The sequence below is a fragment of the Nonomuraea sp. NPDC049269 genome (assembly GCF_043197155.1).
GTDB lineage: Bacteria > Actinomycetota > Actinomycetes > Streptosporangiales > Streptosporangiaceae > Nonomuraea.
Genome location: NZ_JBICSO010000002.1, coordinates 370,153 through 391,544 on the forward strand (window position 1 = coordinate 370,153; position 21,392 = coordinate 391,544).

Below are 21,392 nucleotides of genomic sequence, written 5' to 3' on the forward strand. Positions count from 1 at the left end.
TCTGTCTCCTTGTCCGGTCTTGGTTACCGGCCGTTTGCGTCGTTGGGTGTCGTGCCTGGGCGCGCTGGATGGCGAGGCGGCGTTGACGTGGTCTGCCCTGCGGGAAACAGGTGGCGGTAGCGGTCGAGGAACACCTCGATGCGCTCGGCCTGTCGCTGCAGATCGGTCGCGCGTTCGTGCAGGTAGGCCTCACCCGCTGGGGTCAGGCGGTAGGTGCGGCGCGGTGGTGCGTCATCACCCAGCATCCATTCCGCCGTCACCAGGTCCTCCTCCGCCAGTTGGCGCAACACCCGGTAGACCACCGACGCATCTTGCGCGGCCCGCCGGAAACCGAGATCGGCCAGGTAGCCGGCCAGCACATAGCCGTGCCTCGGAGCATCGGCCAGCGCGAGCAGGACAAACGGCACCATCCCCTGTCCCGTCCCGCTCCGATCGGCACCGCCGCGGCGTGCAGCCATGGCTCAGGCTCTTCCGTCCTTGGTGACAAAACGACCCTATTGACATATTGACCCCCACGGGCGCAAAGGCAACCCCGGCCTGGCCAGCATCTACCGGGCCCTGGCCGAGTGCGACAAGCGGCAGACCTATCCCGAGGCCTTCGCGGCGGCGCGGGCCGACTTCGCCGCTCTGCACGCCACCGGTCAGACTGGCTGATCACGTTGGCACCGGCACCGGCCAGTTAGACCGATGCCGGGCGTAGCCGGTGTTGCCCTCATCGGTCGTGTGACCGATGCCGAGCCGGGGCGCCCCAAGTTCACTTGGCCGTGGGTGCGTTGCTGCTTGTGCTGGTCTGCTCCGTTCCAGCTGGGGCGAATGCGCCGTCAACGGCGTGGGCGAGCGGCGCTTCGGCGGGCACCCAGGGGCGGGCCTCCGCGCGGACCAGCACGTCGTGGATGAGGGTGACCACTTCCTCAGGGGTGAACTCCATCGCGTTCTCGCCGACGGTGATCTCGAAGCTGCAGCGGGAGGGGTCGGGTCCGGACCGTACCCGTCCCCAGAGCTGGATGCCGTGCTCGGCGAGGATGGCCGCCCCGGCCTGTTCGACGGCCCGCCTGGGGGCGGGCAAGTGGATGTGGAAGATCGGCGTCTGGGGAGGGTCGGGGTAGGCGCGGGCGGTGCCGTCGGCGTTGATCGCGGCGGCGATGGCGATCGCGTGGTCTCGGTAGGCGGACATGTGCGGCGCCAGGGTGTCGAGGCCGACCAGGGCGGCCAGGGCCAGCGGCCACGCGTCGCGGATGCCGCCGCCGAGTCGCTGCCGCCACACCTGAGCGGCGCGTATCGTATCGGCGTCGGCGGCGAGCACGGCGCCGCGCACGCCCTGCAGGCTCTTGTAAAGCGAGACGTACACCGAGTCGAACAGGGCGGCGATCTGGTCGAAGGGCCGCCGGTAATAGGTCTGCGCCTCCCACAGCCGTGCGCCGTCTAGATGCGCGGCGGCGCCGGAGGCCCGTACGAGCGCAACCTGCTCGCACAAGTCATCCCATTCGGGAAGCAGGCCGCCGAGGTCGCGCTGCGGTAACTCCCACACGGCCGCCGCCAGCGGCTCGCCGATCGCCGCCAGATCCTGTGCCGTCATCAGCTCGAACAGATCCCCGGTACGGCGCATCCGCAGACCGTGGACGGCGTTGTAGCCCTGTTCCTCCCACACGTCCAGATGCGACTGGGGGTGAGCGGCGAAGGTGCGCCGTCCGCGCCGGTCGGCATGGATGCGCAGCGCGACCTGCTGCGCCATTGTCCCGCTCGGGAAGAACAGCGCGGCCTCCTTGCCGAGGAGAGTGGCCATGCGCTGTTCGAGCACTGCGACGGGGCCGTCGGGGCCGTCTGGCGGGGTGTCGTCGTCCACGAGGGCGAGCATGCGCTCCAGCACGGCGCGCGGCCTGCGCCGGATGGGCGCGTGCAGGAACAGGGACCGCCGTACGGGCGGAGTGGGGTCGGTCATGGTTACGCTCCATTCTGATGCGAATAAAGTGCAGTAGCGCAATATCCGCTACTGCTCTCCCTGCTGGCCTGCGCCTCTTCACTCGCGCCAGAGGCGAGTGGAGGGGGCGCGCAATTCCCTCGTCCGTGCATCGTCGTGCCGATGCTGGGATTGAGCCAGGCCGCCAGGCGGTGGCGGGCCCACCCGGCGGAGTGCTTGGCGCTGCCCGTGCAAAGCCGAGGGCCCGCGCCGGGGCGTGTAGTCGAGGGCGTAGCGCACATCCGGGGAGGCACCGCTTCAACTATCTCGGTTGCCAGCGGCCGATCTTCTTGGCGAGGAGGGTGGCGCCGATGCGCGCGTAGAAGCGTTGCGCGGCCACGTTGGCCTCGGCGACCTCCCAGTGGATCAGCTTGCCGTTGGCGGCTTCGGCGACGGCCCGCATCAACTGCTCTCCTACGCCGTGGCCGCGTTCCGCGCCGGTCACGTACAGGTCGTCCAGAGCGAGGTAGTCCTCGCCGGACCAGAAATGGATCCGCTGCAGCCAGGACACGTAGCCGATGGCCCGGCCGTCCCGTTGGGCGATCAGGTAGGTGATCTCCGGGCGAGCGAGCATCCGCTTCAGGTCGTCGACGCTCACCGTGATGGCCGAGGGCTGGCCTTGGTGCTCGGCCAGCGCACGGATGAGGCTGTACACGGTGGAGGCGTCATCGGGCGTGGCGCGACGGATGACTATCACGATGGTCCTCCCAGATGGGGGGCAAGGGGCAGCGGATTGGGGGGCTGTGTGCTCTTCCAGGCCGGTTGCCGCCGCCTGCCGGGCGGGCGAGCCGGCTGCGTCCGGCGGTCATTGGCCGGGGGTGCTGCCGGTGAGCGGGATGTGGCTCAGCCGGCGCATCGCCAGCACCGCCGCGCCGGCGGCGATGATCGCGGCGATGACGGCCGCCGTGTTGAGCCCGCCGGCGAACGCCGCCCGGGCGGGAGCGAGCACGGCCGCGGCCAGCTCGCCCGGCAGCGTCTGCGCCGCGGTGACCGCGCCGTCGAGGCTGTCGCGGCTGGCCGCGGCGGCCTCCTGCGGCAGGCCGCCGGGCAGTTCGGCGCTGACCTGGCCGCGGTAGATGGCGGCGGCGATGCTGCCGAGGATCGCAATGCCGAGTGAGATGCCCAGGTCGCTGCAGGTGGTGGCCAGTCCGGAAGCCGCGCCGGCCTTCTGCGGCGGTACCGAGCCGACGACCAGGTTGGTGGTCAGCGCCATCGAGGGGGCGACGGCCGGGTAGAGAACGATGAATCCCGCGACCAGGAGCGGAAGCCCGCCGGTGGCTCCGACCTGGGTGAGCATCAGATAGCCGATCACCTGCACGGCGAGCCCGGCCGCGATCAGGTGGCCGGGGCGGATACGGCGGACCAGGACGGGCGAGAGGGTGGAGACGACCACCAGCAGCGCCGCGCCGGGCAGCACCCACAGCCCCGCCTGCAGCGGTGAGAGTCCCTCGACGAGCTGCAGGTACTGGGTGAACAGCAGGTAGATGCCGCCGAGCGCGGTCGCGGCGAGCAGGAACACGCCCAGCGCGCCGCTGACCGTGCGGTTGGCGAACAGCCGCACGTCCAGCAGCGGCTCGGCCAGCCGGAGCTGGCGGAGTACGAACCAGGTGCCGAACGCCAGCCCGGCCGCAATGCTCACCAGCGCCGGCACGAGGCCGTCGTCCTTGGCCAGTTCCTTGACGCCGTAGACGATCGGCAGCAGGGTCGCCAGCGTCAGCGCCACGCTGACCAGGTCGAGGCGGCTCGCGGCGGGGTTGCGGTTGTCCGGCAGCAGCAGCAGCGCCGCGCCGATCGCCACCACCACCATGACGGGCACCGCGACCAGGAAGGCCGCCCGCCAGGAGAAGGCCTCCAGCAGCGCCCCGCCGAGCACCGGGCCCAGGCCGGTCCCGACGGAGATACCGGCCGACCACACCCCGACGGCGATGCCGCGCTGGCGGGCGTCGGCGAACGTGGCGAAGATCAGCCCCAGCGTGGCGGGCATCTGAGTGGCCGCCGCGACGCCCAGCACAGCCCGCCAGAGGATCATCAGAGCGGGGTCGGAGGTGTTGGCCGCGAACAGCGAGACGACGGCGAAGACGACCGCGCCGCCGATCAGCAGCCGCCGGTGACCGATCCGGTCGCCCAGGGTGCCCATGGTGACCAGCAGCCCGGCCATCAAGAAGCCGTAGATGTCGATGATCCATAACGTTTGGGCGCTGCTCGGCTTCAGCTCCGCCGCCAGCTGCGGGATGGCCAGGAACAAGATGGTGAGCATCATGAACAGCAACATGGCGGGCAGGACCAGCACGACCAGCCCGAGCCACTGCCTCAAGCCGGCGCGCTGAGTGGAGCCGATATCCGCAGATGACAACGGAACATCCCTTCAAGATCGAGTTTTAGGTGCTTGGCGACCCGTGCCGCCGAGGGATTCTCCGTAGGGATGGCCTCGTGCGCCAGATGCCTCCGGCGCACGAAGCCTTGAACCGTACCCTGGTTAGGTACATTCGAGACAGGACCTTACCCTGGAGGGGTATGAGGGCCGCGTATGTGTCCGATGAAAACAGCGAGTCTGAACGGGGCGCCTGAACCGGAAGGATCTATCCGCGTTCGGCGTGCTGCCCGTGGTCGGAGACCTGGGCGTCGAACCAGGCGTGCAGCGCCTTGATCAGGGACGCATCGGAGGTGGTGTAGGTGATCTGGGCTCCGGTGGAGGTGGGGGCGTAGCGGATGTCGATGCGGCTGTGGCCTTGTTCGAGGTCGCGCAGGCCCGGCATGTCGCCGCCGTGGATGGAGGCGGGGTCGCCGAAGTCGCCTTGCCTGAAGTTCGCGGCTTCCTTGGTGAGGTGCTCATGGATGAGCTTGACCTGCTGGGCGTCGGCCGGGTCATCCGCGGTGACGGTCTGCAGGCCGCCGGTGGCGGACTTGGTGAAGCGGTGGGTGGTGCGCTCAAGGTCGAACGGCATCACCTGCTGGCCTTTGGCCGCGATCTCCGCCTGGCGATCGGCCAAGGCGGGTTGTCCGTTCTGGCCGATGAGCACATAGACGGCCGAGGCGACGGCGATGGCCGCGAGCGCGGTGATGAGCAGCAGGACGCGTCGATTCTTACGTTTCATCTATTGCCTCCGTGAGGATTTCGAGGGCGCGCAGCACGCTGGCGTGTTCGCTGGCAGGGACACGGTTCAGGATCGCCGCGAAGCGTGCCGCTCTGGCCTTGGCCAGTTGCGCCGCGGCGTTGGTCCCGGCGGGGGTGAGCTGGACCAGCACGCCGCGCCCGTCATCTGGGGCCGGTGTGCGCTCGGCCCAGCCGCGGTTGATGAGCTGGGTGACCAGGCGGCTGGTGGTGCTCTTTTCCAGGCGGAGTCGCTGAGCCAGGTCACTTTGCCGTAGGGCGCCGTCCCTGGCCAGTTCGCCCAGCGCGTGGGCCTCCGATACCGGGATGGGTCGCCCGCAGGGGGTCTGGTCAGGCCGATGGAGACCGAAGGCCCGGACAAAGCTTCCCACCGCTTCCTGGAGTTCACGCTCATCCGCCATGGTTCGACCTTACAACTATCTTGTTGTAAGGCACAACCAAATCCGATGTGATCACACTCGGCCCCGCAGAAGACAGTGCAACTCAGCGCGCCGACCGGAGAATCCGTCTAGTCGTCCTCGGCGGGCAGTCGGCCTCACCATCCTGGACGGGGGTAGCACTGGTCGTTCTCATGGCGATGGGACCCGCCCTCAGTTGGCCGATCGCGGCAGCCTCGACCGCGAGTCTGATCCGCGTCCTGGCCATGACCCCCCGGGGACTCTCCGCGACTCTCACCCGTTGGCGTCGCCGCTAGTCTCCAGCGGCAGAGCTGCGGCGTTCGATGAAGATGACGTCGCGCCAGACGCCGTGGTGGCGGCCGATGCGCTCGCGGGTGCCGACCACGCGGAAGCCTAGTCCCTGGTGCAGCGACAGGCTGGCGGCGTTCTCCGGGAAGATCCCCGACTGGATGGTCCATACCCCGGCGTCCTCGCTGGCCGCGATGAACGCCGACAGCAGCGCCCGGCCGATACCGTGCGCCTGGCAGCCCGGGTGAACGTACACGCTGTGCTCCACGACGCCCGCGTACACGGGCCTGGCCGAGACCACCGAGGCCGCCACCCAGCCAACGATCTCGCCCGTCTCGGTGTCGGCGGCCACAAAACGCAGGTGCGGCAGCTTGGCCGCGGTGAACCCTTCCCAGCTCGGCGCGACGGTCTCGAAGCTGGCCTGGCCGGTGTCCAGCCCGGCCTGATAGATGGCCAGTACCTGCTCGGTGTCACTCCCGCGCATCGGCCGGATCTCTACCCCCGGCACAGAGGCGGGCTTGACGGCCTGGACGATCGCCGAGTGCACACCGTCGCCGTGATCGGCGCTCAGTGTGATCCGTACACCGGCGAACCCGGCGGCCGCCAGCAACCGCCGGTACTCCGCCACCGGCAGCGCCCCGGCCACGCATCCGATGCGCTGCTCGGCCGCCACGCGAGCGGCCGGATCGATCGAGCCGTCGACGACGACGTCGCTGACGCCGAACCGGCCGCCCGGCCGCAGCACCCGGAACGACTCGGCCAGTACGGCGGCCTTGTCACCGGACAGGTTGATCACGCAGTTGGAGATGACCACGTCCACCGACCGGTCCGGCAGCGGCACGCGCTCGATCGTGCCGTGCAGGAACTCCACGTTGGTCGCGCCGGCCTGCTCGGCGTTGCGCCGGGCTAGCGCCAGCATGTCGGAGCTGGCGTCCAGCCCGTAGACCTTGCCCTGCTCGCCGACTCGGCGGGCTGACAGCAGCACGTCGATGCCGCCGCCCGAGCCGAGGTCGAGCACGGTCTCACCACGCTGCAACGCGGCGACGGCGCCGACGAGGGATACGGTGGATGATCTTGCCCCGCCGCATCGCTCCTGGCGGCAGTCTCGCATAAGGGGAGAGGAGGTCAAGCGTTAGAGGCCGAATCACGGGCCGGCCGCCAGAACTCGTCCACGCAGAGCCTCCAACTCCCGTCTCAGGGCACATGGCCCGGCGAGCATCAGGGCATGTACGGTGCTTACCTCTCGGGCGGATGCCCAGATGTCCGAGGCGGGGGTCTGGAACGGTAGGACCTCGATCGAGTGGACTCGGAACGCAGGCGGGGTCCAGGTATCGCATGCCTCCGGTCCCGCATAGGTAGGTGGTAGCGCCGGTCAGCCAGGCGAGGTCGGCCAGCCGCTGCGAACGTTCGCCGCGTGCGAGCAGATCGCTGCTGTGCAGGATTAGCCCCGGCCACCCGATCTCCTCCAGCAGCATGCGCGTGGACAACTCCGTCACGTCCGCCAGCCGGTCCGTGCTCTCGAACGTGGCCAGCACGGGTTCGAGCCGCCTCTTGAACGGCGGCCAGTAGGCGCTGCGCCGGTAGTGATCATCGAGGAGCTGGACGACGCGGCGCCGTCAGCGGGCGGGATCAGCCAGGCGTACTCCGCGAATGGTGGTGGAGCGGCCGTGTGGCAGATGGGTAGAGATGGAGAGCCATCGCAGCGGCCGCGAGCCGTCGAGCGAGGCGAGGCACGCGCGGTGCTGGTCGTCCGTGCGGGCGAACTGCACGTCGTCCAGGACGATCCAGTAGTCGGCGGTGAAAAGTTTGGCCAGGGTCGCGAGCCGGGGGAAGAGGTTGGAGTTGATCCCACTTCGCCACGCTGCGGGGAGCCACGCCGAGGTGCTGGGCGAATGTCCGCACGCTCATCCGCAAGGCAAGGCGAAGTGCATGCGCTTCGAGGCCGGTCCACTCATGCACGGTCGTCACGTCGCTGCTCCCCTCCACGGCCATGGAAGCACCCAGAGGTACCGAGGACCTACGGAAGCGCAACGGAAGTGCGACAGCGGGTCGTATCCAGCCGGGCTGGGGCTGGTCATGCTCGAAGTGCGGGTCATCAGCCCCGGCCACGGTAAGGACGGCTACCTTGTGGACACTCACCGAACAACACGATGTGGACGGCCCGATCGTCTATGGGTACCTGCGGCTGCACCGCTCGACACCCGAGCGGCAAGCAGCGCTGACGGTGGCCCTCACCCAGTACTGCGAGCAGCACGAATTCCAGCTCTGCGGCATCTTCACCGATCGAGGGACCGAATCGGCGGCCGCCCCCGCATTCGCCGGGTTGTTGGACATTCTCCTGTCCAACGTCTACGGGGTAGTCCTGCCCACTGCGCGCCACCTGGGCGGGAAGCACATCGCCGCTCGGCGGCGAGAACAACTCAACGCGATCGGGACGCGGCTGCTGCTCGTGCGTGGAGCTCTTCGTACGGCCGCCTCCTCCGCCAACTGGAACATCCACAACCCGGACGCCATCCGGACCATTGACTACCGCGCTGAGGAGACGACACGGCGTCCCGACCCGGACACGCCGCGTTTCCTCGTCGACCTGGCGGACATCCCGCAGAGCGGCTGAGCGGGGCATAGCAGCCACGAAAGACAGGCGTGCGGCACGCTGTGCTGCCACGCCGAGCGCGGGCGACCCGGTGTAGTCGCCCCCGTCGTACCGCGCTCTCCGGCGCAGGCCGAGCTCCACCACCAATCGCTCGGCCTGCGCCATCACATCGTCCCTGCTCCCGAGGAGGAATCCATGCGGGCCAGTGAGGCCAAGGCCGCCGCCGGTGCGGCAGCGAGGAGGCAGGTAGCCGACCTTCAGGGTCGTGCTCGCGGCATGACGGTCGACAACGTCACCGAGGTCCTGAGCGACGAGACAGCCCAGCGCCTGGCCGCGCAGTTGCAGGCATCGTGGGACGGCCATTGGCAGGTGATGTGGGAGCCCTGGGGCCGCACGTTCCGGGCGTTCCCGGCGTACGACATGGATGTCAACACCCCAGTAGTGGGCGGCAGCCTCCGCGAGCTGTGGCGCAACGTCCTCAACGTCGATCAGGAGCTGCTGCTGGCGGTGGCTGAGGCCATTCCGGCGCACCGGCCCACGGTCGTCTACATTCCCCCCGGCTTCTTCGAGGAGATGGCCGAGTGAGCAAGCAAGACGCGGTCAGGCATGCGGCCCCGCGCGCAGACGGGGGCGCTGCTTCGCGTCTTGGCGCGGGCCTGCGCTCAACCTCCGCCACTGTCGCGCGGGCCCGCGCCGCCCAAGCTCATCGCCCACGGCAGGATTGTGCGCAGCCGTGGGCGATGATCCAACTCCCAGCCGCCCTCTTCCCCACTGCGCGAGCCACCCCTGCTCGCCATGGACGGGCCGCTGGGCCGAGGAAGGCGGACATCGGGGTGCGCCCGTCCGCCTTCCTCGGGTCACCTGAGGGGCTACAACCCCCCGGCCCAGCCAGCAAAGGCCACATCATGAACGGTGCCATGGCGGGCCCACAACGTCTCCACCTGCTGAGGGCTACGCGCAATCTCCCGGCCCGCAGCGGTTCCGCCCCGGCGGGCCAGGACGGGGCGATGACCGGCCCCTGCCCCCTGACCGGAGGAGTCCGGAGAGTCTCCCATGGATCTGATCGTGCTCGTGTACGGAGACCCCTGGACGCCCGACCTACCAGCGGATGCCACCCTCCGCCCTGGGCTCGCACGGCCATTCATCGTTGTCGGCCTGGCCCTGCTACTGGTGCTCAGCAGCAAGAGACCCAGCGCGGATGCCGCCCACGCGCAGACCGTGCACGTTTCGACTTCCCGGCCGAGCCCGGGGTGCCCGTGCCCGGCCGGGAGACGCTGGCAGGCGCCTTTACCCGCGGGGGATGGCGCCTGCCAGCCCCCGGCGTGTGCAGTGGACAGGGGTGACCGACCTCGCCACGGTGAACCCGCGCCGTACCAAGCCCCTCCGCAAAACCGGTGACCGGAAGACACACCACAGGGAGATCATTCAGTGAATGACGAGACCATCGACCAGGCGCAGGCCGGCGAGCTGAGGGACAAGCTCGCGGACGAACTCGCCGCGGCGGGGCACATCAAGTCGGCTCAGGTCGACCGGGCGTTCCGGACGGTCGACCGGCACGCGTTCGTGCCGACCGGCACCCCGCTGGAGGTCACCTACCAGGCCGACAGCGCGGTGGTCACCAAGCGGGATGAGCACGGCACGGCTATCTCCTCCGTCAGCGCCGCGTATGTCCAGGTGGCGATGATCGAGCAGGCCGAGCTGGCGCCGGGCAAGAGCGTGCTGGAGATCGGCTCAGGCGGCGTGAACGCGGCGATGCTGGCCGAAATCGTCGGGCCGGATGGCGAGGTGATCAGCGTGGACATCGACCCGGAGGTGACCGACCGCGCCACCGAACTGCTGGACGCCGCCGGGTACGGCGACCGGGTGAAGGTGATCACGGCCGATGCCGAGCACGAGATTGCCGGGTTCGGGCCGTTCAAGGCGACCATCGTGACGGTCGGCGCGTGGGACCTGGCCCCAGCGTGGCTGCGCCAGTTGGCCCCTGACGGCACGCTGGTGGTGCCGTTGCGGATGAACGGCGTCAGCCGCTCGATCGCGTTCCGCCGCACGAACGATCACCTGACCAGTACGTCCGCTGTGGTGTGCGGGTTCGTCCCCATGCAGGGGGCCGGTCAGCACGTCGACAGGGAATTCCGGCTGCCCGACCCCCACGGGCACGCCGTCACGCTCCGGTTCGACGACGGGGCGCCCGACGACCCCGCACTGCTGGACGGCGTTCTGGCAAGCGACCGCGCCGAGGTGTGGTCCGGCGTCACGATCGAGAACGGCGTGTCGTTCGCCGACCTGCACCTGTGGTTCGCGAGCTTCCTGCCCGGTTTCTGCAGGCTGGCCGTCGAGGAGGGAACCGACCTCGCCCAGGAACGCAAGACGTGGTTCCCGTTCGCCGGAGTGCGCGGCGACTCCTTCGCCTACCTGTCGGTGCGGCCCGCACTGGAAGGCGCGGGCGCGGAGTTCGGGGCTCGCGCCTACGGACCGCATGGCCAGGAGGCGGCGACCGCAATGGTCGAACAGATCCAGGCGTGGGACGAGCAGGCCAGGAACCGGCCGGAGCCCACCTTCGCCTACTGGCCGACCGGCAACACCCCCGCCGACCTGCCCGCGGGTACGGCAGCCCTCCACAAGACCCACGGTCTTGTCACGATCTCCTGGCCCACCGGCTGATCGGCCGTTCAGACGGGCCAGGATGCCTGAGACTGTGAGCGATAGATGGCGGTTCCCAGGTTTTGTTGGCGGCCGGATGCTGGGCGTCCGGGTTTGAGTCAGGGGTGGAACAGGTCTCGGCCCGGTTGACGGAGGATCCAGCTGTCGAAGTCCTCCCGCCTGTAGATCGGCTCGGCAGGGACCAGCCGGATCTGGGGGCGGTCGTCCATCCACCAGATCTTGAAGTCGGTGACCGTTCCCTCGGTTGGCCATCGGCTGGACTCGAAGGGCAGTAGAAGGACGTCGACGAATCCGCCGATGGGCAGTGCGAGGTCGACTCCGATCCCGATTGCCCCAAGGCGGGGAACCCAGACGACTGTGCCGCTAACGAAACCTGGGAAACCCCGCAATCCCGCAGACGGGTTGGCTCGCAGCCGCCATCTATAGCTGGGCGTCGCATCGTCAATCTCCCCGGCAAGTCGCGCGCTCGCCGCGTCTCACCGGTCCATGAGCGCGAGGCAGCCGTCCTCGAGCGTCGGCTCGGCCGGCGGGTCCGGCAGCGCGGCCGCCACCGGCTCAGGTGACCCGGCAGCCCGGTCCTCCCGGGCTCATCCCAGGAAAAAGCGCGCCAGAGCGCCGGTGACCGCGGGCGCGTCATTCTCCATCGGAATGTGACCGGCGCCCGGAATGCGAACCAGGGTGGTGTTCGGGATCTCGGCGGCGAACCGCTCGGCGTACCCCACCTCCTGAAATGTGTCGTCCTCCCCCCACACCAGCAGCTTCGGCGTGCGATCGGCCTTCAGCGCGGGCACCAGGTCGAGCGTGTAGCGGCTGTCGGCCGCCCCCGCCAGTGCCATCCATGACCGGCGCACCCTCGCGTCGTTCCAGGGATCCAGGTAGTCGGCCAGCTCCCCCTCCGTCGCCGGACGGGCGAGCGCCGTGGTGATCGCCGTCCGGCGGGCGCCCAGCAGTTCCTCCGCCGTCACGGCGGCCACCACCGCCGGATCGCGGAAGCGGGCCACGCCCGGCACCGGCCATGAGTCGTACGTGACCGAGTTGACCAGCGTCAGCCGCCGCACCTCGCCGCCCACCAGCAGGTGCTGCGCCACCGCGCCCCCGATGTCGTGCCCCGCAACGTTCAGCGGCCCGCTGGCGCCCACAGCGGCGGCGAACCGCCTCACCCACCCTGCCAGCGCCGGAACCGCCGCCGTCTCGATCGTGAGCTCCCCCTCCGAGCGCCCCAATCCGGGCAGATCCACCGCCACGGGCCGCAGTCCCGCCGCCGCCAGCCCATCCATCACCGGCTGCCAGACCCGGCTCCAGTACGTCCCGTGCAGCAGCAACACCACCGGACCCCGCTCGCCCGCCGCCAGATAACCGGCCCGCAGCCCGTCGACCTCGATCGTCATTCGTTCAGCCATGGCATAACCATCGTGTTCTGATCCACCGGCGGTCAAATACCAGTTAAGGTATGCCGGTATGACATTGGCGCAGCTCCGGGCACTGCTGGCGGTGGCCGAACACGGCGGCTTCACCACCGCCGCCGACCACACCGGCATGTCGCAGCCCGCCGTCAGCCGTGCCATCGCCGCCCTGGAGCGCGAGCTCGGCGCGGCCCTGTTCGTCCGCCACCACGACCGCATCGCCCTCACCGAGGCCGGCCGCCGCGCGGTCGAGCGCGCCCGCGAGGCGCTGCGCCACTTCGACCTCATCCGCGCCGATGTGGCGGCCGCCGCCGGCGAGATCACCGGCGAGCTGCGCCTGGCCAGCCTCCCCAGCGCCACGGGCACGCTCATCGCCCGGCTGCTGCGCGCCTTCACCGACCGCTACCCGCAGGTCAAGGTGCGCCTGTTCGAGGGGGTCGACGACGACATCCGCGAATGGCTGCGCCGCGGCGCCGCCGAGGTCGGCGTCGTCACGCTGCCCGCCCCCGGCCTGGACACCGTCCCGCTCAGCACCCACGACATGGTGGCCGCGCTCCCCTCCGAGCACCCGCTGGCCGAGCGACGGGTCGTGCGGGTCGCCGACCTCGCCGGACAGCCGTTCATCCTGACCACCGCCGGCTGCCGACCGCTGATCATGTCCGCGGCGCGGGAGTCGAAGGCGCGGCTCGACATCGCCTTCGAGGCCGGCGGGCCCGCCGCGATCCTGGAGATGGTCGCCGCGGGGCTCGGCGTCAGCATCGTGCCCACGCTGGGCCTGCCCGCCGAGCTCGGCGCGGTCGTCACCCGTCCGCTGGAGCCGAAGACGACCCGCTCGCTGGCCCTGGCCGTCCCGTCGTTGCGCGACTGCTCCCCCGCCGCGCGGGCGTTCCTCGACCAACTGGCCGCCTCACCCCGACCACCCGATAACTAATCAAGATCGAGATACGCCGTTGGTTGACTGAACACGCCCGAAGCTTGCGGATTGTGACCTTAGCGGCCGCGCAGATAGGCGCGATGGAGTACCCAGGGAGTAGAGCGGGCGCAGATCATCGAGGCCGGCTGGCCTGGATCGGTGATTTCTCGCCTTTGTGCGCGATGCGGCCGTGGAGGCCGCGGTCACGTCCACCAAGGTGGTGTACAGCAGCGCCATACAGCAACACCGCCATACGCGACCGCGTGCTGCCGATCGGCATCCACTGCTTGACCAGGGCGGGACGCCACTGACAGGGCATCCGCCTTTCCCTACGGATCAGAAGGTTGGGGTTTCGAGTACCTCCGGCCGCACACATGCAAGAAGGCCCCTGAACAGGCATTACGCCATCAGGGGCCTTCATGATTTCTTGATCGTTCGGGGTTCTTGCTAACAGGGTGGCCCCCGGTTGCTCTCCTGCTTGCCGATGGCGTTGGCGAAGACACCGGCTGTCGAGGCTTCCGTCGCTGGGATTACGTGGGCACGGAGCGTGATGGATGAGCCGGCCACCTTTGCAAGGCCATCGTGGTTCTGCAGAACTACCAGATCGCTCGAGGATGAAAGGGTTCAGTGCGTGGTGCCGGGAGACTCCAGTCCGGGCATCGAATCACTGCGTGGCAACGTCGGCAGGGATTCCACGACGAGAACTACTACTTGGGTTGGGTGAACGTCCTCCGTACTCGCGTAGACGCCAGGACATACCACACGCCGACGACTGCTGGCGCGGAGTCGATCACCGTCCCGAGGGCGGACTTCATACCGACGATGTGCCAGGACACCAGGAAGACGACCGATAGCACGTGGAAGATGACGTTGTTAATGATCGCTGACTTCCGCCTTCTGAACATCAGGACGTAGAGCACAACGGTGTACAGAACAAGAAAAAGGTTGCCGATCACGTACAGCAGGAGCGAAGGCAGCGGCACGAATGAGTCCATTCCCGCCAGTGATGGATCGGCATTGATGATCAGGGTGGCAACGGTCAGGCCCAGTCCGTGGAGGGCCAGCACGCCCAACATGATGACGTAGATGAGCAACCACCCGCGGATGCCCTCCGGCGCGACTGTCGAGCCTCGTACCGTGACGTCGCTCACGACTCGCTCCCTATCGATACAACAATCGCTTTCCGCCAGTCTGGCGGCGTAGGACATGGCGTGTCAGTAGGCCTAACCCGTGGGCTTTAGGGGGGTAGCACTACCGGGCGGTGTGGGGGCTCCTCACGGCAACAGCGTCGAAGCACGTTGGGCAGAGTGCTGTACAGCGGCGCCGTACAGCAACACCGCCATACGCGACCGCGTGCTGCCGATCGGCATCCACTGCTTGACCAGGGCGGGACGCCACTGACAGGGCATCCGCCTTTCCCTACGGATCAAGTGGTCATCGCGTAGAGGCATGACGATCGCTGACTTCCGTACAGACGTACGGGGTCGGGGCGATGCGCTGCCGCGACCCTCCTTCGTCGGGTCTTGCCACTGGACAAGGTGGTGCTGACGACGACACCGCTGACGACAACCGACAACGTCGGCTTCCGTCAGCGCACGGTGGCACCCGTCCACCACGCTCTGACCTCGTGTGGGGCAAGACGATCAGTGGCTGATGTCCGTGACGCTCCGGGGTGCTGCTTGGTGAACGCCACGGTCCACCAGCTGGAGCCACGCTGTCGAACGTCAGCCAATTGAGCCAGCCCGTGCGCAGGTAATCGAGCCACTCGAAGTGGGGTGCTCACGAAGGACAGTAGAGCCGTTTGGGTGGTAGGTGCTTAATTGGGCGCTTTAGCGTGGTCTTGTGGTCGATGTGACCGTTAGATGACCGTCCTAGCAGCACGCAATGCGGCTGGAGGTCATTTCCGGCGTCGGCGCCAGTTCAGGCACCGGCCTCGAGCACGGCGAGGTCGCGCACCGCATAACGGTGATGCTCGGCCTCTTCCTTCAGCACCACCTTGAGGCAGCGGCGCACGACGTACTCCTGGTCGGGATACGGGTCCGCCGGCCTGCGACCGCATACCCGATCGAGTTCGGCCTCGGTGAGCCCGTCGACGACACGTCGCATCGTGGCCATGCGGGCGAGCCGCGGCGCGAGTACCTCGTCGAGCGTCGGGGTGGCTTCGAGGGTGAGCCCGAGCTTCGCCGCTGCGTCGGGCGGCATCCCGCCGTAAGGGAAGCCCAACGGGTGGTACGGCGCTTCCTCCTCCAGCACGGCATTGCCGAGCCAGGCATCGCCGGCGAGTAGCAGGTGCCGTTGGGTCTCGACCAACGACCACTCGCCGTTGACCTGCTCGTGCAGCTTGGCCTCGGGCAACAGCCTGGCGCGGTCGAGTGTCGCCGCCCACATCGTCTCGATGGCATCCCAAGCAGCGCGATAGTCGTCGGGGGACGCGGCGTCACGCGCCAGCACCCGCGTGGGGTGCCGCCGGTCGAGCTCGGCCTCGACGTAGGCGGTCACGTCGACGTCGTTGACGACGAGACGCTCGAAGTCGCCACCGAGGTAGACGTCGCTCCCATAGCAGTCGACGATCTTCAGACCGCTGACCTCGCAATCGCGGATCTCGAGACCGGCAAGGTCGCACAGGTGGATGCGGGCGCCACGGAACTGGTCACTCTGGGCGTACTCAGCAGCCATCGAGGCAGTCTTCCGCACCCGCCCCGCCCGCGCCACCTTTGGCAACTAAGTTTCGGGGCCAACCGTGTGGAACGTGCTCACGCCCGCGTCCCGCTTCGCTTGGGCAACATAGGCCAGCCGCGGGGCGCCGATCGCCCGCAACCAAGGGGGCGCCCGCCGAAGTCAGGCGATCGACGGCCGGTCTACTTGTCGTCCTTCGTGCGTCCCGACGTGCCGTTCTTTCCGGGTCGCTTGTTCGGCCGGTAGCTGGGTCCATCCATGAAGACCCGGTAGCTGGAGTTGATCAGTCGCATGACGATCGCCGAGCGGCTCGGCATCGCGAATCAGGGCGCGCACAAGCTCTACACGACGACGCTCGCCGCGATCCCAGCGTTGGAGGTCGCCGAGTATCGAGCCGAGCAGGCCGAGCGCCTGGACGCGCTGCTCGCCAAGGCGAACGAGGTCCTGGCCGCCGGACACGTCGTGATCCAGCATGGCCGCGTGGTCATGCAGGACGGCAAGCCGGTCCGCGACCATGGGCCGGTGCTCGACGCCATCAAGACCGTGCTCGCCATCGAGAAGCAGCGGGCAGAGCTCTTCGAATTCAAAGTCCCGGTGAAACAGCAGATTCAGACGGCCCAGACGGTCACGTCCTTCAAGGACGGCGACCTCGACGACCTGCGGCAACGGCGGATCACGCGCCCCATACCTGGGCAATGGCATCCGAATGGTTAGCTCCGGTGCTGGGCTCCGCGACTGCTTCGCACGGCACCGTCTTCACCTGATTCACCGGACATCAGGGGCGGCGGCACCCGGAGACGGTGGCCAAGCAGGCCGCCGCCAGTCCGCTCGCGCGGGAAGCGAGGCGAGCCGAGGCATACACGGACCTGGACTTCGGCGCAGTTCTCAGCCGCCGCCCTTGGAGAAGTGCTGGTAGTCCCATACCGTTCGGAAGGACACGGGAGATGTCGCTGGCATCCGATTGGATGAGGCTCGTGACTACTCATGATGTGGCCCGGCTGTTGCCTGATATTCCGGTGCTTCGCGATCTGTGCCGGTCCATGGCGGTGCTGGAGGCCATCTTGAGCCCGGAATGGTTCAGTCGCTACCACTCCTTCGACGCGGGCTGGAGTCCTGGGGAGGAGATGGCCTCGATGCGTAACGGCTCGGGAGACGAATACTCCATCGTCTTCTCCGCGGCGGGTGCGTACATTCGCGGCTTCGACCACGAGGCGGCGATGAGCCCGCACGGCGACGACGGACCGTGGCCGGGGGTGCTCGACTCCGTCCCCGAGGTCTTCCGCCATTGTGTGGAGGAGCCGGCGTTCTGCGACGAGGACGGGATGCCGGTCGTGACTGCCTGCCTGTGGCGTGAGGTCGGCGACAGTCGTTGGCGAGTGGGGGAGATCGACTACCCGGACGGCGTGAGCGATCCCGATGGGGCGGCGGGACTGTTTGCACGGCTCGTCGATCCGTCTCCGGAGGCGTTCCGGCGGTTCGCGGAGGACTACTACGAGGTGCCCGTGGATCTCGATGCGGTGCGCCACGTCTATGCCCTCCGTCCGCTGACGCAGGCGGTGGTCACCGCGCTGAACGCTGATCTTGCCGTCAAGGACCTCGCCGACGACCTTGCGGCAGCCCGGTATCCGTCCGTTGTCAGCTGACAAGCTGGAAGACCAGCGCCCATTCCCCAGCGGTAAGTCGGGTGGCAACAGCGCCGAAGCGCGTTGGGCAGAGTGCCATACAGCAACACCGTCGGCGCATTCGAGGGGTCGTCGCAACACACGTGATCAATTGCTGTCAGCGGTCAGCATAGCCGCGAGAAAGTCCGCGCTGACCCCGAGCGTTGCGGCGATGGCCGCCCGCTCCCTCGATAGCGGGGAGTGGGCGGCCGTTCGTCTTGCCTGCTCATGCGATGCGGACGGCGGCGAGATTCTTCGGGAACCGACGCATGTGGTGGGCGCCTGGCCAAGGTCGGTCACTCTGTCCAGCGTATCGGCGTGAATACGCTGACAATGGGGATCAGGGGGTCACGCTGAGGGGTGTCAGCCAGTGGATCTCCAGGTCTTCTCGTAGGTAGTCCATGCGGTGCTGCTGGAAGTGTGCGAGTTCGGGACGCGCGAGATGCGCGCGCAGGTCGTCGGCCGACCGCCACAGTTCGTAGAACACGAACGTGCTGGGATCAGCCACGTCGCGGTGGACCTGGTACTGCATCGAGCCAGGCTCGGCCCTGGTCGGCTCCACGAATGACAGCAGCAGCCGCTCCAGCTCATCGGCGCGCTCGGGCTTCGGCCGGGCGAAGCCGTAGATGCCGACCGCCCCGCCTCCTTCAGGTACGACAATTTTCATACCTGCCGACGCTAGCCATCGGCCAGGTATGATGCAAATCGTACCTAGGAGTGAGCCATGGATCTGGGCAAGGTGTTCCGCGCGCTGGCCGACGACTCCCGCCGCCAGGTAGTGGCCGAACTCGCGGCCGATCCCGAAGACCGGGAGCGTGCCTGCGGCTCGTTCGACCTGCCGGTGAAGAAGGCCGCGCGCACGCATCACTTCCGGGTGCTGCGCGAGGCGGGGCTGATCATGCAGCGTGACCACGGCAACGGCAGCGCCGTCTCACTGCCCAGGCAGGACATCGAGCGTCATCTGCCCGGCCTGTTGCAGCTCCTGTCCGAGGAACTGGGGTCCGGCAACGCGACGGGCAGAACCGGGAACACTGCGGCTCATTAGCCCACCGGGAGCACTGGCCGTCCTGCTGCTCTCACTGGTCAGAGGCGGGCCGTCATGAGCTCGGTGAGGCGCTGTGCAGGAGTCTCCCAGCCGAGCGTCTTGCGAGGTCTGGAGTTCAGCTCGGCGGCGACGGCGTCGAGCTGGTGGCGAGTGTGAACGCCCGGTGAGCGCCCATCTCGCTGCCCTGATCCCAGGTCAAGGAGCGCTTGAGATGAGCCGGCAGCGTGGCCATGGTCTCCACCAGAGCGTCGCGCATGCGCTCGGCGCTGCGGTCGATCGGCAGGTGGACGAGGCGGCGACCTGCCAGGACAGGCCACCGACGATGATCTGCGGCAGGGTGGCGATCCAGGCTCCCGCATCCGACTTGGGCCGGCCGGTGACCAGTTTCCCCGTCCTCATCTCCGAGACCGACGCCTCGATCTTCGCCGTCCGGGCCGTGAGGTCGAGGTTGTAACGCCGGAAGGCGGCGAGTTCGCCGCATCGCGTACTGCCGAAAGTCGCCAGGAGCACAAGGGCGCAGAACCGGCGAGGCACAACATCGGCCAGCGCGTAAAACTTCGAGACGGTCAGCACGGGGCGTTCTTCGGGACGCTCCACCCCGGCGTTCTTGATCTCGAACCGCTCACCCGCGTTCTGCGGGTGTGTCGGCCCGATCTAAGAGTTGGTCGGTGGGGCGACGACCAACTCGGTGTCCGGGTCGTGGTCGGTCTGCGGAGGGCCAGCGACGATCATGGTGGCTCGGGCCCACGGCTGTTCTCGCAGCAAGAACGGCAGTTCCTCCAGCAGCCAGTTCGCCACGTGCTCCAGCTGCTCGGGGGAGTCACCGTCGCGGACGATCAACAAGCGCTCTTGCTCATCCAGGTCACCCTGTATCCACACCGAGGCGTCCAACCACGGGGCAAGCTCTTCGCGGATGATGCCGGTGCCCTCGACCCAGATGACGTCGGCACCGGCGGGGATGGTGATCGATCCGGGCCGGTCGTGGGTGATCCAGGCATCAGGGCGGAAGTCCACCGCCTCACCCTGGTGCAGGGGTTGCAGGATGTTCTCGACGAGTACGGCGCCCCAGTCGAAGTAGGCGTGGTTCCAGGCGATGTCGTCGGTGTGCACGATGGCGGAGTTGAGCACCACCTTGCGTAGCCGCTCGGCCAGGGTCGTCTTGCCGGCGCCGCCCCGGCCGTCGATCGCGATCACCCGCGGACGTCCGGTGACGTCGGGTGACGCATCGCGCAGCTGCCGGACGGCGTCGAATACGGTCACCACCCGCCAGCCGGCGGCCTCGGTCTCGCCTGGATGTAGATGCATCGACAACCTGTCTCCCGAGATGAGGACAAAGATCAGCATATGAGCAGCTGCCGTCGACCAGGCCGCGAGCTCGCCGACCTGGGCAGCGTCGTTCCCTACGGATCAGAAGGTTGCGGTTTCGAGTACCTCCGGCCGCACACAGCATAAAGGCCCGTTACCAGGGAAAACCTGGAACGGGCCTTTGCGTTTGTCCTGACAATCTCGGGATCTTGCTAACGCCGCTGCTAACAAGGGGCGCTCACTCGCTGATCGCCTGGGCGAAGATGTCCGCTGCCGAGCGGCTAGACACGGCTGACTCCAGATAATTCATGGATCTTGATCGATGGGCCTACACCCCGATACGCGTGCCATCCCGTTCCATCTGTCCTGTTCCGTCTGTGAGACGCCTAGCAGATTCCTGACAGTCGGCAGTTCGGCCCTGCTCCGTGCCGTCCTCCCTGCCTCGATCAATGACGGAACAGGACGTCGAGTTCGCTGAAGTCAAGCGAGCCGTCCAGCGCCGTGAGACCGCCCGTGCCGAGCAGTTCCGCAGCGGCTCTGCGGGCCGCGGTGTAGGCGGCCTGGGCCAGCCCGGTGCCCAGGCTGATCCTGCGCACTCCGACCTGCGTGAGCTCGATGACACTCGGTCCACCGGCAACGGCCATCGCGTTGACCGGCAGCGGCGACTCGGCACAGAGGGTTTTCAGCATGTCCAGATCAAGCAGGCCGGGAACGAAGATGCCGTCGGCTCCCGCCTTGGCGTATGCCGCCGCGCGCGCCAGCACCTCGCCCAGTCGGTCCTCGGATGCGCCTATCGCGAACAGGAAGACGTCGGTGCGCGCATTGATGAACAGTTCCGGCAGGCCCGCCGCGGCCGCCTCGTCTCTGGCGGCGCGCAACCTGGCGCTCTGTTCGGCGACGTCGAACAGAGGCCCGCCGACGGCCGTGGAGTCCTCCAGATTGACGCCTACGGCACCGGCCTCGACCACCGCCCGCACGGTCGTGGCGACATCCGCCGGGGTCGGTCCGTACCCTCTCTCCACGTCGACCGTCACCGGCAAGTCGACAGAGTCCACGATGCGCCGCGCGGCCTCCACCATCTCGCCCCGGCTCAGCCGTTGCCCGTCACCGCGGCCCAGTGACCACGAGACTCCACCGCTGGTCGTGGCAATTGCCGTGGCGCCGACAGCGGCGATCACAGCCGCGCTGGCGGCGTCCCAGGCGTTGGGGAGCACCAGCACGGAATCGGTGCTCAGGCTGCGGAACAGCCGGGCCTTCCTCTTGGCTACGGCATCGGGGGAGGGGGAAATGTCAACAGACATGTGCATGACCGCCTTGGCGTTGTTCTGCTTCTCGGCACCCTGCCGTGGGCACCTGCTCCGGGGATGCTGCCGGGCAGGG

21 protein-coding genes and 2 pseudogenes are annotated in these 21,392 nt (G+C 68.2%); 8 read left to right on the top strand and 15 right to left on the bottom strand.

What is annotated here, in order from left to right; genetic code table 11:
* Positions 1 to 23 precede the first annotated feature (23 nt).
* The 8 genes and pseudogenes from ACGFNP_RS11345 to ACGFNP_RS11380 form a co-directional block, all read right to left on the bottom strand.
* Positions 24 to 458: a helix-turn-helix transcriptional regulator gene (locus ACGFNP_RS11345; protein WP_393317332.1), complete on the bottom strand. Its 435-nt coding sequence runs from the start codon at positions 456 to 458 to the stop codon at positions 24 to 26.
* 296 nt (positions 459 to 754) lie between these two features.
* Entirely contained in the window at positions 755 to 1,939 is a 1,185-nt protein-coding gene (locus ACGFNP_RS11350; protein WP_393317335.1) for a threonine aldolase family protein, read from the bottom strand.
* Between the two features lie 280 nt (positions 1,940 to 2,219).
* Entirely contained in the window at positions 2,220 to 2,654 is a 435-nt protein-coding gene (locus ACGFNP_RS11355) for a GNAT family N-acetyltransferase (protein WP_358342305.1), read from the bottom strand.
* A 108-nt stretch (positions 2,655 to 2,762) separates the two neighbouring features.
* Positions 2,763 to 4,310 carry an MFS transporter gene (locus ACGFNP_RS11360; RefSeq protein WP_393317339.1) on the bottom strand — a complete coding sequence of 516 codons (1,548 nt, stop codon included), beginning with the start codon at positions 4,308 to 4,310 and terminating at the stop codon, positions 2,763 to 2,765.
* A 226-nt stretch (positions 4,311 to 4,536) separates the two neighbouring features.
* Positions 4,537 to 5,052 carry a hypothetical protein gene (locus ACGFNP_RS11365; RefSeq protein ID WP_358342303.1) on the bottom strand — a complete coding sequence of 172 codons (516 nt, stop codon included), beginning with the start codon at positions 5,050 to 5,052 and terminating at the stop codon, positions 4,537 to 4,539.
* The gene (locus ACGFNP_RS11370) at positions 5,042 to 5,470 is read right to left on the bottom strand and encodes a MarR family winged helix-turn-helix transcriptional regulator (protein ID WP_393317342.1); all 429 of its coding nucleotides are present in this window, start codon (positions 5,468 to 5,470) and stop codon (positions 5,042 to 5,044) included. Before ACGFNP_RS11370 ends, ACGFNP_RS11365 begins: the two co-directional genes overlap by 11 nt.
* A 289-nt stretch (positions 5,471 to 5,759) precedes the next feature.
* The gene (locus ACGFNP_RS11375) at positions 5,760 to 6,791 is read right to left on the bottom strand and encodes a GNAT family N-acetyltransferase (protein ID WP_393317345.1); all 1,032 of its coding nucleotides are present in this window, start codon (positions 6,789 to 6,791) and stop codon (positions 5,760 to 5,762) included.
* Positions 6,778 to 7,602, bottom strand: a pseudogene (locus ACGFNP_RS11380) (WbqC family protein). Before ACGFNP_RS11380 ends, ACGFNP_RS11375 begins: the two are co-directional and overlap by 14 nt.
* A gap of 278 nt (positions 7,603 to 7,880) precedes the next feature.
* Here ACGFNP_RS11380 and ACGFNP_RS11385 point away from each other — a divergent pair.
* The 3 genes from ACGFNP_RS11385 (at position 7,881) to fxlM (ending at position 11,009) form a co-directional block, all read left to right on the top strand.
* Positions 7,881 to 8,369, top strand: coding sequence for a hypothetical protein (locus ACGFNP_RS11385; RefSeq protein WP_358342291.1), 489 nt, complete (start codon positions 7,881 to 7,883; stop codon positions 8,367 to 8,369).
* Positions 8,370 to 8,543: 174 nt separating this feature from the next.
* On the top strand, positions 8,544 to 8,933 hold the full coding sequence (locus tag ACGFNP_RS11390; RefSeq protein WP_393317348.1) for a hypothetical protein: 390 nt from the start codon (positions 8,544 to 8,546) through the stop codon (positions 8,931 to 8,933).
* 843 nt (positions 8,934 to 9,776) lie between these two features.
* Positions 9,777 to 11,009, top strand: a complete 1,233-nt coding sequence (fxlM, locus tag ACGFNP_RS11395; RefSeq protein WP_393317351.1) for a methyltransferase, FxLD system — start codon at positions 9,777 to 9,779, stop codon at positions 11,007 to 11,009.
* 587 nt (positions 11,010 to 11,596) lie between these two features.
* On the opposite strand, the gene ACGFNP_RS11400 is transcribed toward fxlM, so the two are convergent.
* Entirely contained in the window at positions 11,597 to 12,409 is an 813-nt protein-coding gene (locus tag ACGFNP_RS11400) for an alpha/beta hydrolase (protein ID WP_358342284.1), read from the bottom strand.
* Between the two features lie 58 nt (positions 12,410 to 12,467).
* On the opposite strand from ACGFNP_RS11400, the gene ACGFNP_RS11405 reads away from it, so the two are divergent.
* Positions 12,468 to 13,343, top strand: a complete 876-nt coding sequence (locus tag ACGFNP_RS11405; RefSeq protein ID WP_393317355.1) for a LysR family transcriptional regulator — start codon at positions 12,468 to 12,470, stop codon at positions 13,341 to 13,343.
* Between the two features lie 689 nt (positions 13,344 to 14,032).
* Here ACGFNP_RS11405 and ACGFNP_RS11410 read toward each other — a convergent pair.
* Positions 14,033 to 14,476: a DUF2569 family protein gene (locus tag ACGFNP_RS11410; protein ID WP_393317358.1), complete on the bottom strand. Its 444-nt coding sequence runs from the start codon at positions 14,474 to 14,476 to the stop codon at positions 14,033 to 14,035.
* 769 nt (positions 14,477 to 15,245) lie between these two features.
* The gene (locus ACGFNP_RS11415) at positions 15,246 to 16,001 is read right to left on the bottom strand and encodes a DinB family protein (protein WP_393317361.1); all 756 of its coding nucleotides are present in this window, start codon (positions 15,999 to 16,001) and stop codon (positions 15,246 to 15,248) included.
* 291 nt (positions 16,002 to 16,292) lie between these two features.
* Between ACGFNP_RS11415 and ACGFNP_RS11420 the strand changes: the two genes are divergently transcribed.
* Together ACGFNP_RS11420 and ACGFNP_RS11425 are read left to right on the top strand one after the other, a co-directional pair.
* A complete protein-coding gene (locus tag ACGFNP_RS11420; protein WP_393317364.1) occupies positions 16,293 to 16,715 on the top strand; it encodes a hypothetical protein in 423 nt (140 codons plus the stop codon).
* Between the two features lie 260 nt (positions 16,716 to 16,975).
* On the top strand, positions 16,976 to 17,644 hold the full coding sequence (locus ACGFNP_RS11425) for a hypothetical protein (protein ID WP_393317366.1): 669 nt from the start codon (positions 16,976 to 16,978) through the stop codon (positions 17,642 to 17,644).
* A 358-nt stretch (positions 17,645 to 18,002) separates the two neighbouring features.
* Here the strand turns inward: ACGFNP_RS11425 and ACGFNP_RS11430 are convergent, their stop codons facing one another.
* On the bottom strand, positions 18,003 to 18,329 hold the full coding sequence (locus tag ACGFNP_RS11430) for a putative quinol monooxygenase (protein ID WP_125644822.1): 327 nt from the start codon (positions 18,327 to 18,329) through the stop codon (positions 18,003 to 18,005).
* A gap of 57 nt (positions 18,330 to 18,386) precedes the next feature.
* Here ACGFNP_RS11430 and ACGFNP_RS11435 point away from each other — a divergent pair, with 57 nt between their 5' ends.
* Positions 18,387 to 18,707 carry a helix-turn-helix domain-containing protein gene (locus ACGFNP_RS11435; protein ID WP_358342272.1) on the top strand — a complete coding sequence of 107 codons (321 nt, stop codon included), beginning with the start codon at positions 18,387 to 18,389 and terminating at the stop codon, positions 18,705 to 18,707.
* A 38-nt stretch (positions 18,708 to 18,745) separates the two neighbouring features.
* Here the strand turns inward: ACGFNP_RS11435 and ACGFNP_RS11440 are convergent.
* Positions 18,746 to 18,999: pseudogene (locus ACGFNP_RS11440) on the bottom strand (IS30 family transposase); the annotation flags it as partial.
* On the opposite strand from ACGFNP_RS11440, the gene ACGFNP_RS11445 reads away from it, so the two are divergent.
* Positions 18,919 to 19,161 (top strand): hypothetical protein, encoded by a 243-nt coding sequence (locus ACGFNP_RS11445; protein WP_358342320.1) that lies wholly within the window; start codon positions 18,919 to 18,921, stop codon positions 19,159 to 19,161. The pseudogene ACGFNP_RS11440 and the gene ACGFNP_RS11445 overlap by 81 nt on opposite strands.
* A gap of 200 nt (positions 19,162 to 19,361) precedes the next feature.
* Here ACGFNP_RS11445 and ACGFNP_RS11450 read toward each other — a convergent pair whose 3' ends face one another.
* Complete coding sequence (locus ACGFNP_RS11450; protein ID WP_393317371.1) at positions 19,362 to 20,012, bottom strand: uridine kinase; 651 nt, start codon at positions 20,010 to 20,012, stop codon at positions 19,362 to 19,364.
* Positions 20,013 to 20,458: 446 nt separating this feature from the next.
* Positions 20,459 to 21,313, bottom strand: a complete 855-nt coding sequence (locus ACGFNP_RS11455; RefSeq protein ID WP_393317374.1) for an isocitrate lyase/phosphoenolpyruvate mutase family protein — start codon at positions 21,311 to 21,313, stop codon at positions 20,459 to 20,461.
* Positions 21,314 to 21,392: the final 79 nt, after the last annotated feature.

Excerpts from the sequence above, each read along its gene's own strand:
- ACGFNP_RS11345 (WP_393317332.1), bottom strand. The coding sequence starts at position 458 with ATGGCTGCACGCCGCGGCGGTGCCGATCGGAGCGGGACGGGACAGGGG.
- ACGFNP_RS11350 (WP_393317335.1), bottom strand. The coding sequence starts at position 1,939 with ATGACCGACCCCACTCCGCCCGTACGGCGGTCCCTGTTCCTGCACGCG.
- ACGFNP_RS11365 (WP_358342303.1), bottom strand. The coding sequence starts at position 5,052 with ATGAAACGTAAGAATCGACGCGTCCTGCTGCTCATCACCGCGCTCGCG.
- ACGFNP_RS11370 (WP_393317342.1), bottom strand. The coding sequence starts at position 5,470 with ATGGCGGATGAGCGTGAACTCCAGGAAGCGGTGGGAAGCTTTGTCCGG.
- ACGFNP_RS11390 (WP_393317348.1), top strand. The coding sequence starts at position 8,544 with ATGCGGGCCAGTGAGGCCAAGGCCGCCGCCGGTGCGGCAGCGAGGAGG.
- ACGFNP_RS11400 (WP_358342284.1), bottom strand. The coding sequence starts at position 12,409 with ATGGCTGAACGAATGACGATCGAGGTCGACGGGCTGCGGGCCGGTTAT.
- ACGFNP_RS11405 (WP_393317355.1), top strand. The coding sequence starts at position 12,468 with ATGACATTGGCGCAGCTCCGGGCACTGCTGGCGGTGGCCGAACACGGC.
- ACGFNP_RS11415 (WP_393317361.1), bottom strand. The coding sequence starts at position 16,001 with ATGGCTGCTGAGTACGCCCAGAGTGACCAGTTCCGTGGCGCCCGCATC.
- ACGFNP_RS11420 (WP_393317364.1), top strand. The coding sequence starts at position 16,293 with ATGACGATCGCCGAGCGGCTCGGCATCGCGAATCAGGGCGCGCACAAG.
- ACGFNP_RS11430 (WP_125644822.1), bottom strand. The coding sequence starts at position 18,329 with ATGAAAATTGTCGTACCTGAAGGAGGCGGGGCGGTCGGCATCTACGGC.
- ACGFNP_RS11435 (WP_358342272.1), top strand. The coding sequence starts at position 18,387 with ATGGATCTGGGCAAGGTGTTCCGCGCGCTGGCCGACGACTCCCGCCGC.
- ACGFNP_RS11445 (WP_358342320.1), top strand. The coding sequence starts at position 18,919 with ATGAGCCGGCAGCGTGGCCATGGTCTCCACCAGAGCGTCGCGCATGCG.
- ACGFNP_RS11450 (WP_393317371.1), bottom strand. The coding sequence starts at position 20,012 with ATGCATCTACATCCAGGCGAGACCGAGGCCGCCGGCTGGCGGGTGGTG.
- ACGFNP_RS11455 (WP_393317374.1), bottom strand. The coding sequence starts at position 21,313 with ATGTCTGTTGACATTTCCCCCTCCCCCGATGCCGTAGCCAAGAGGAAG.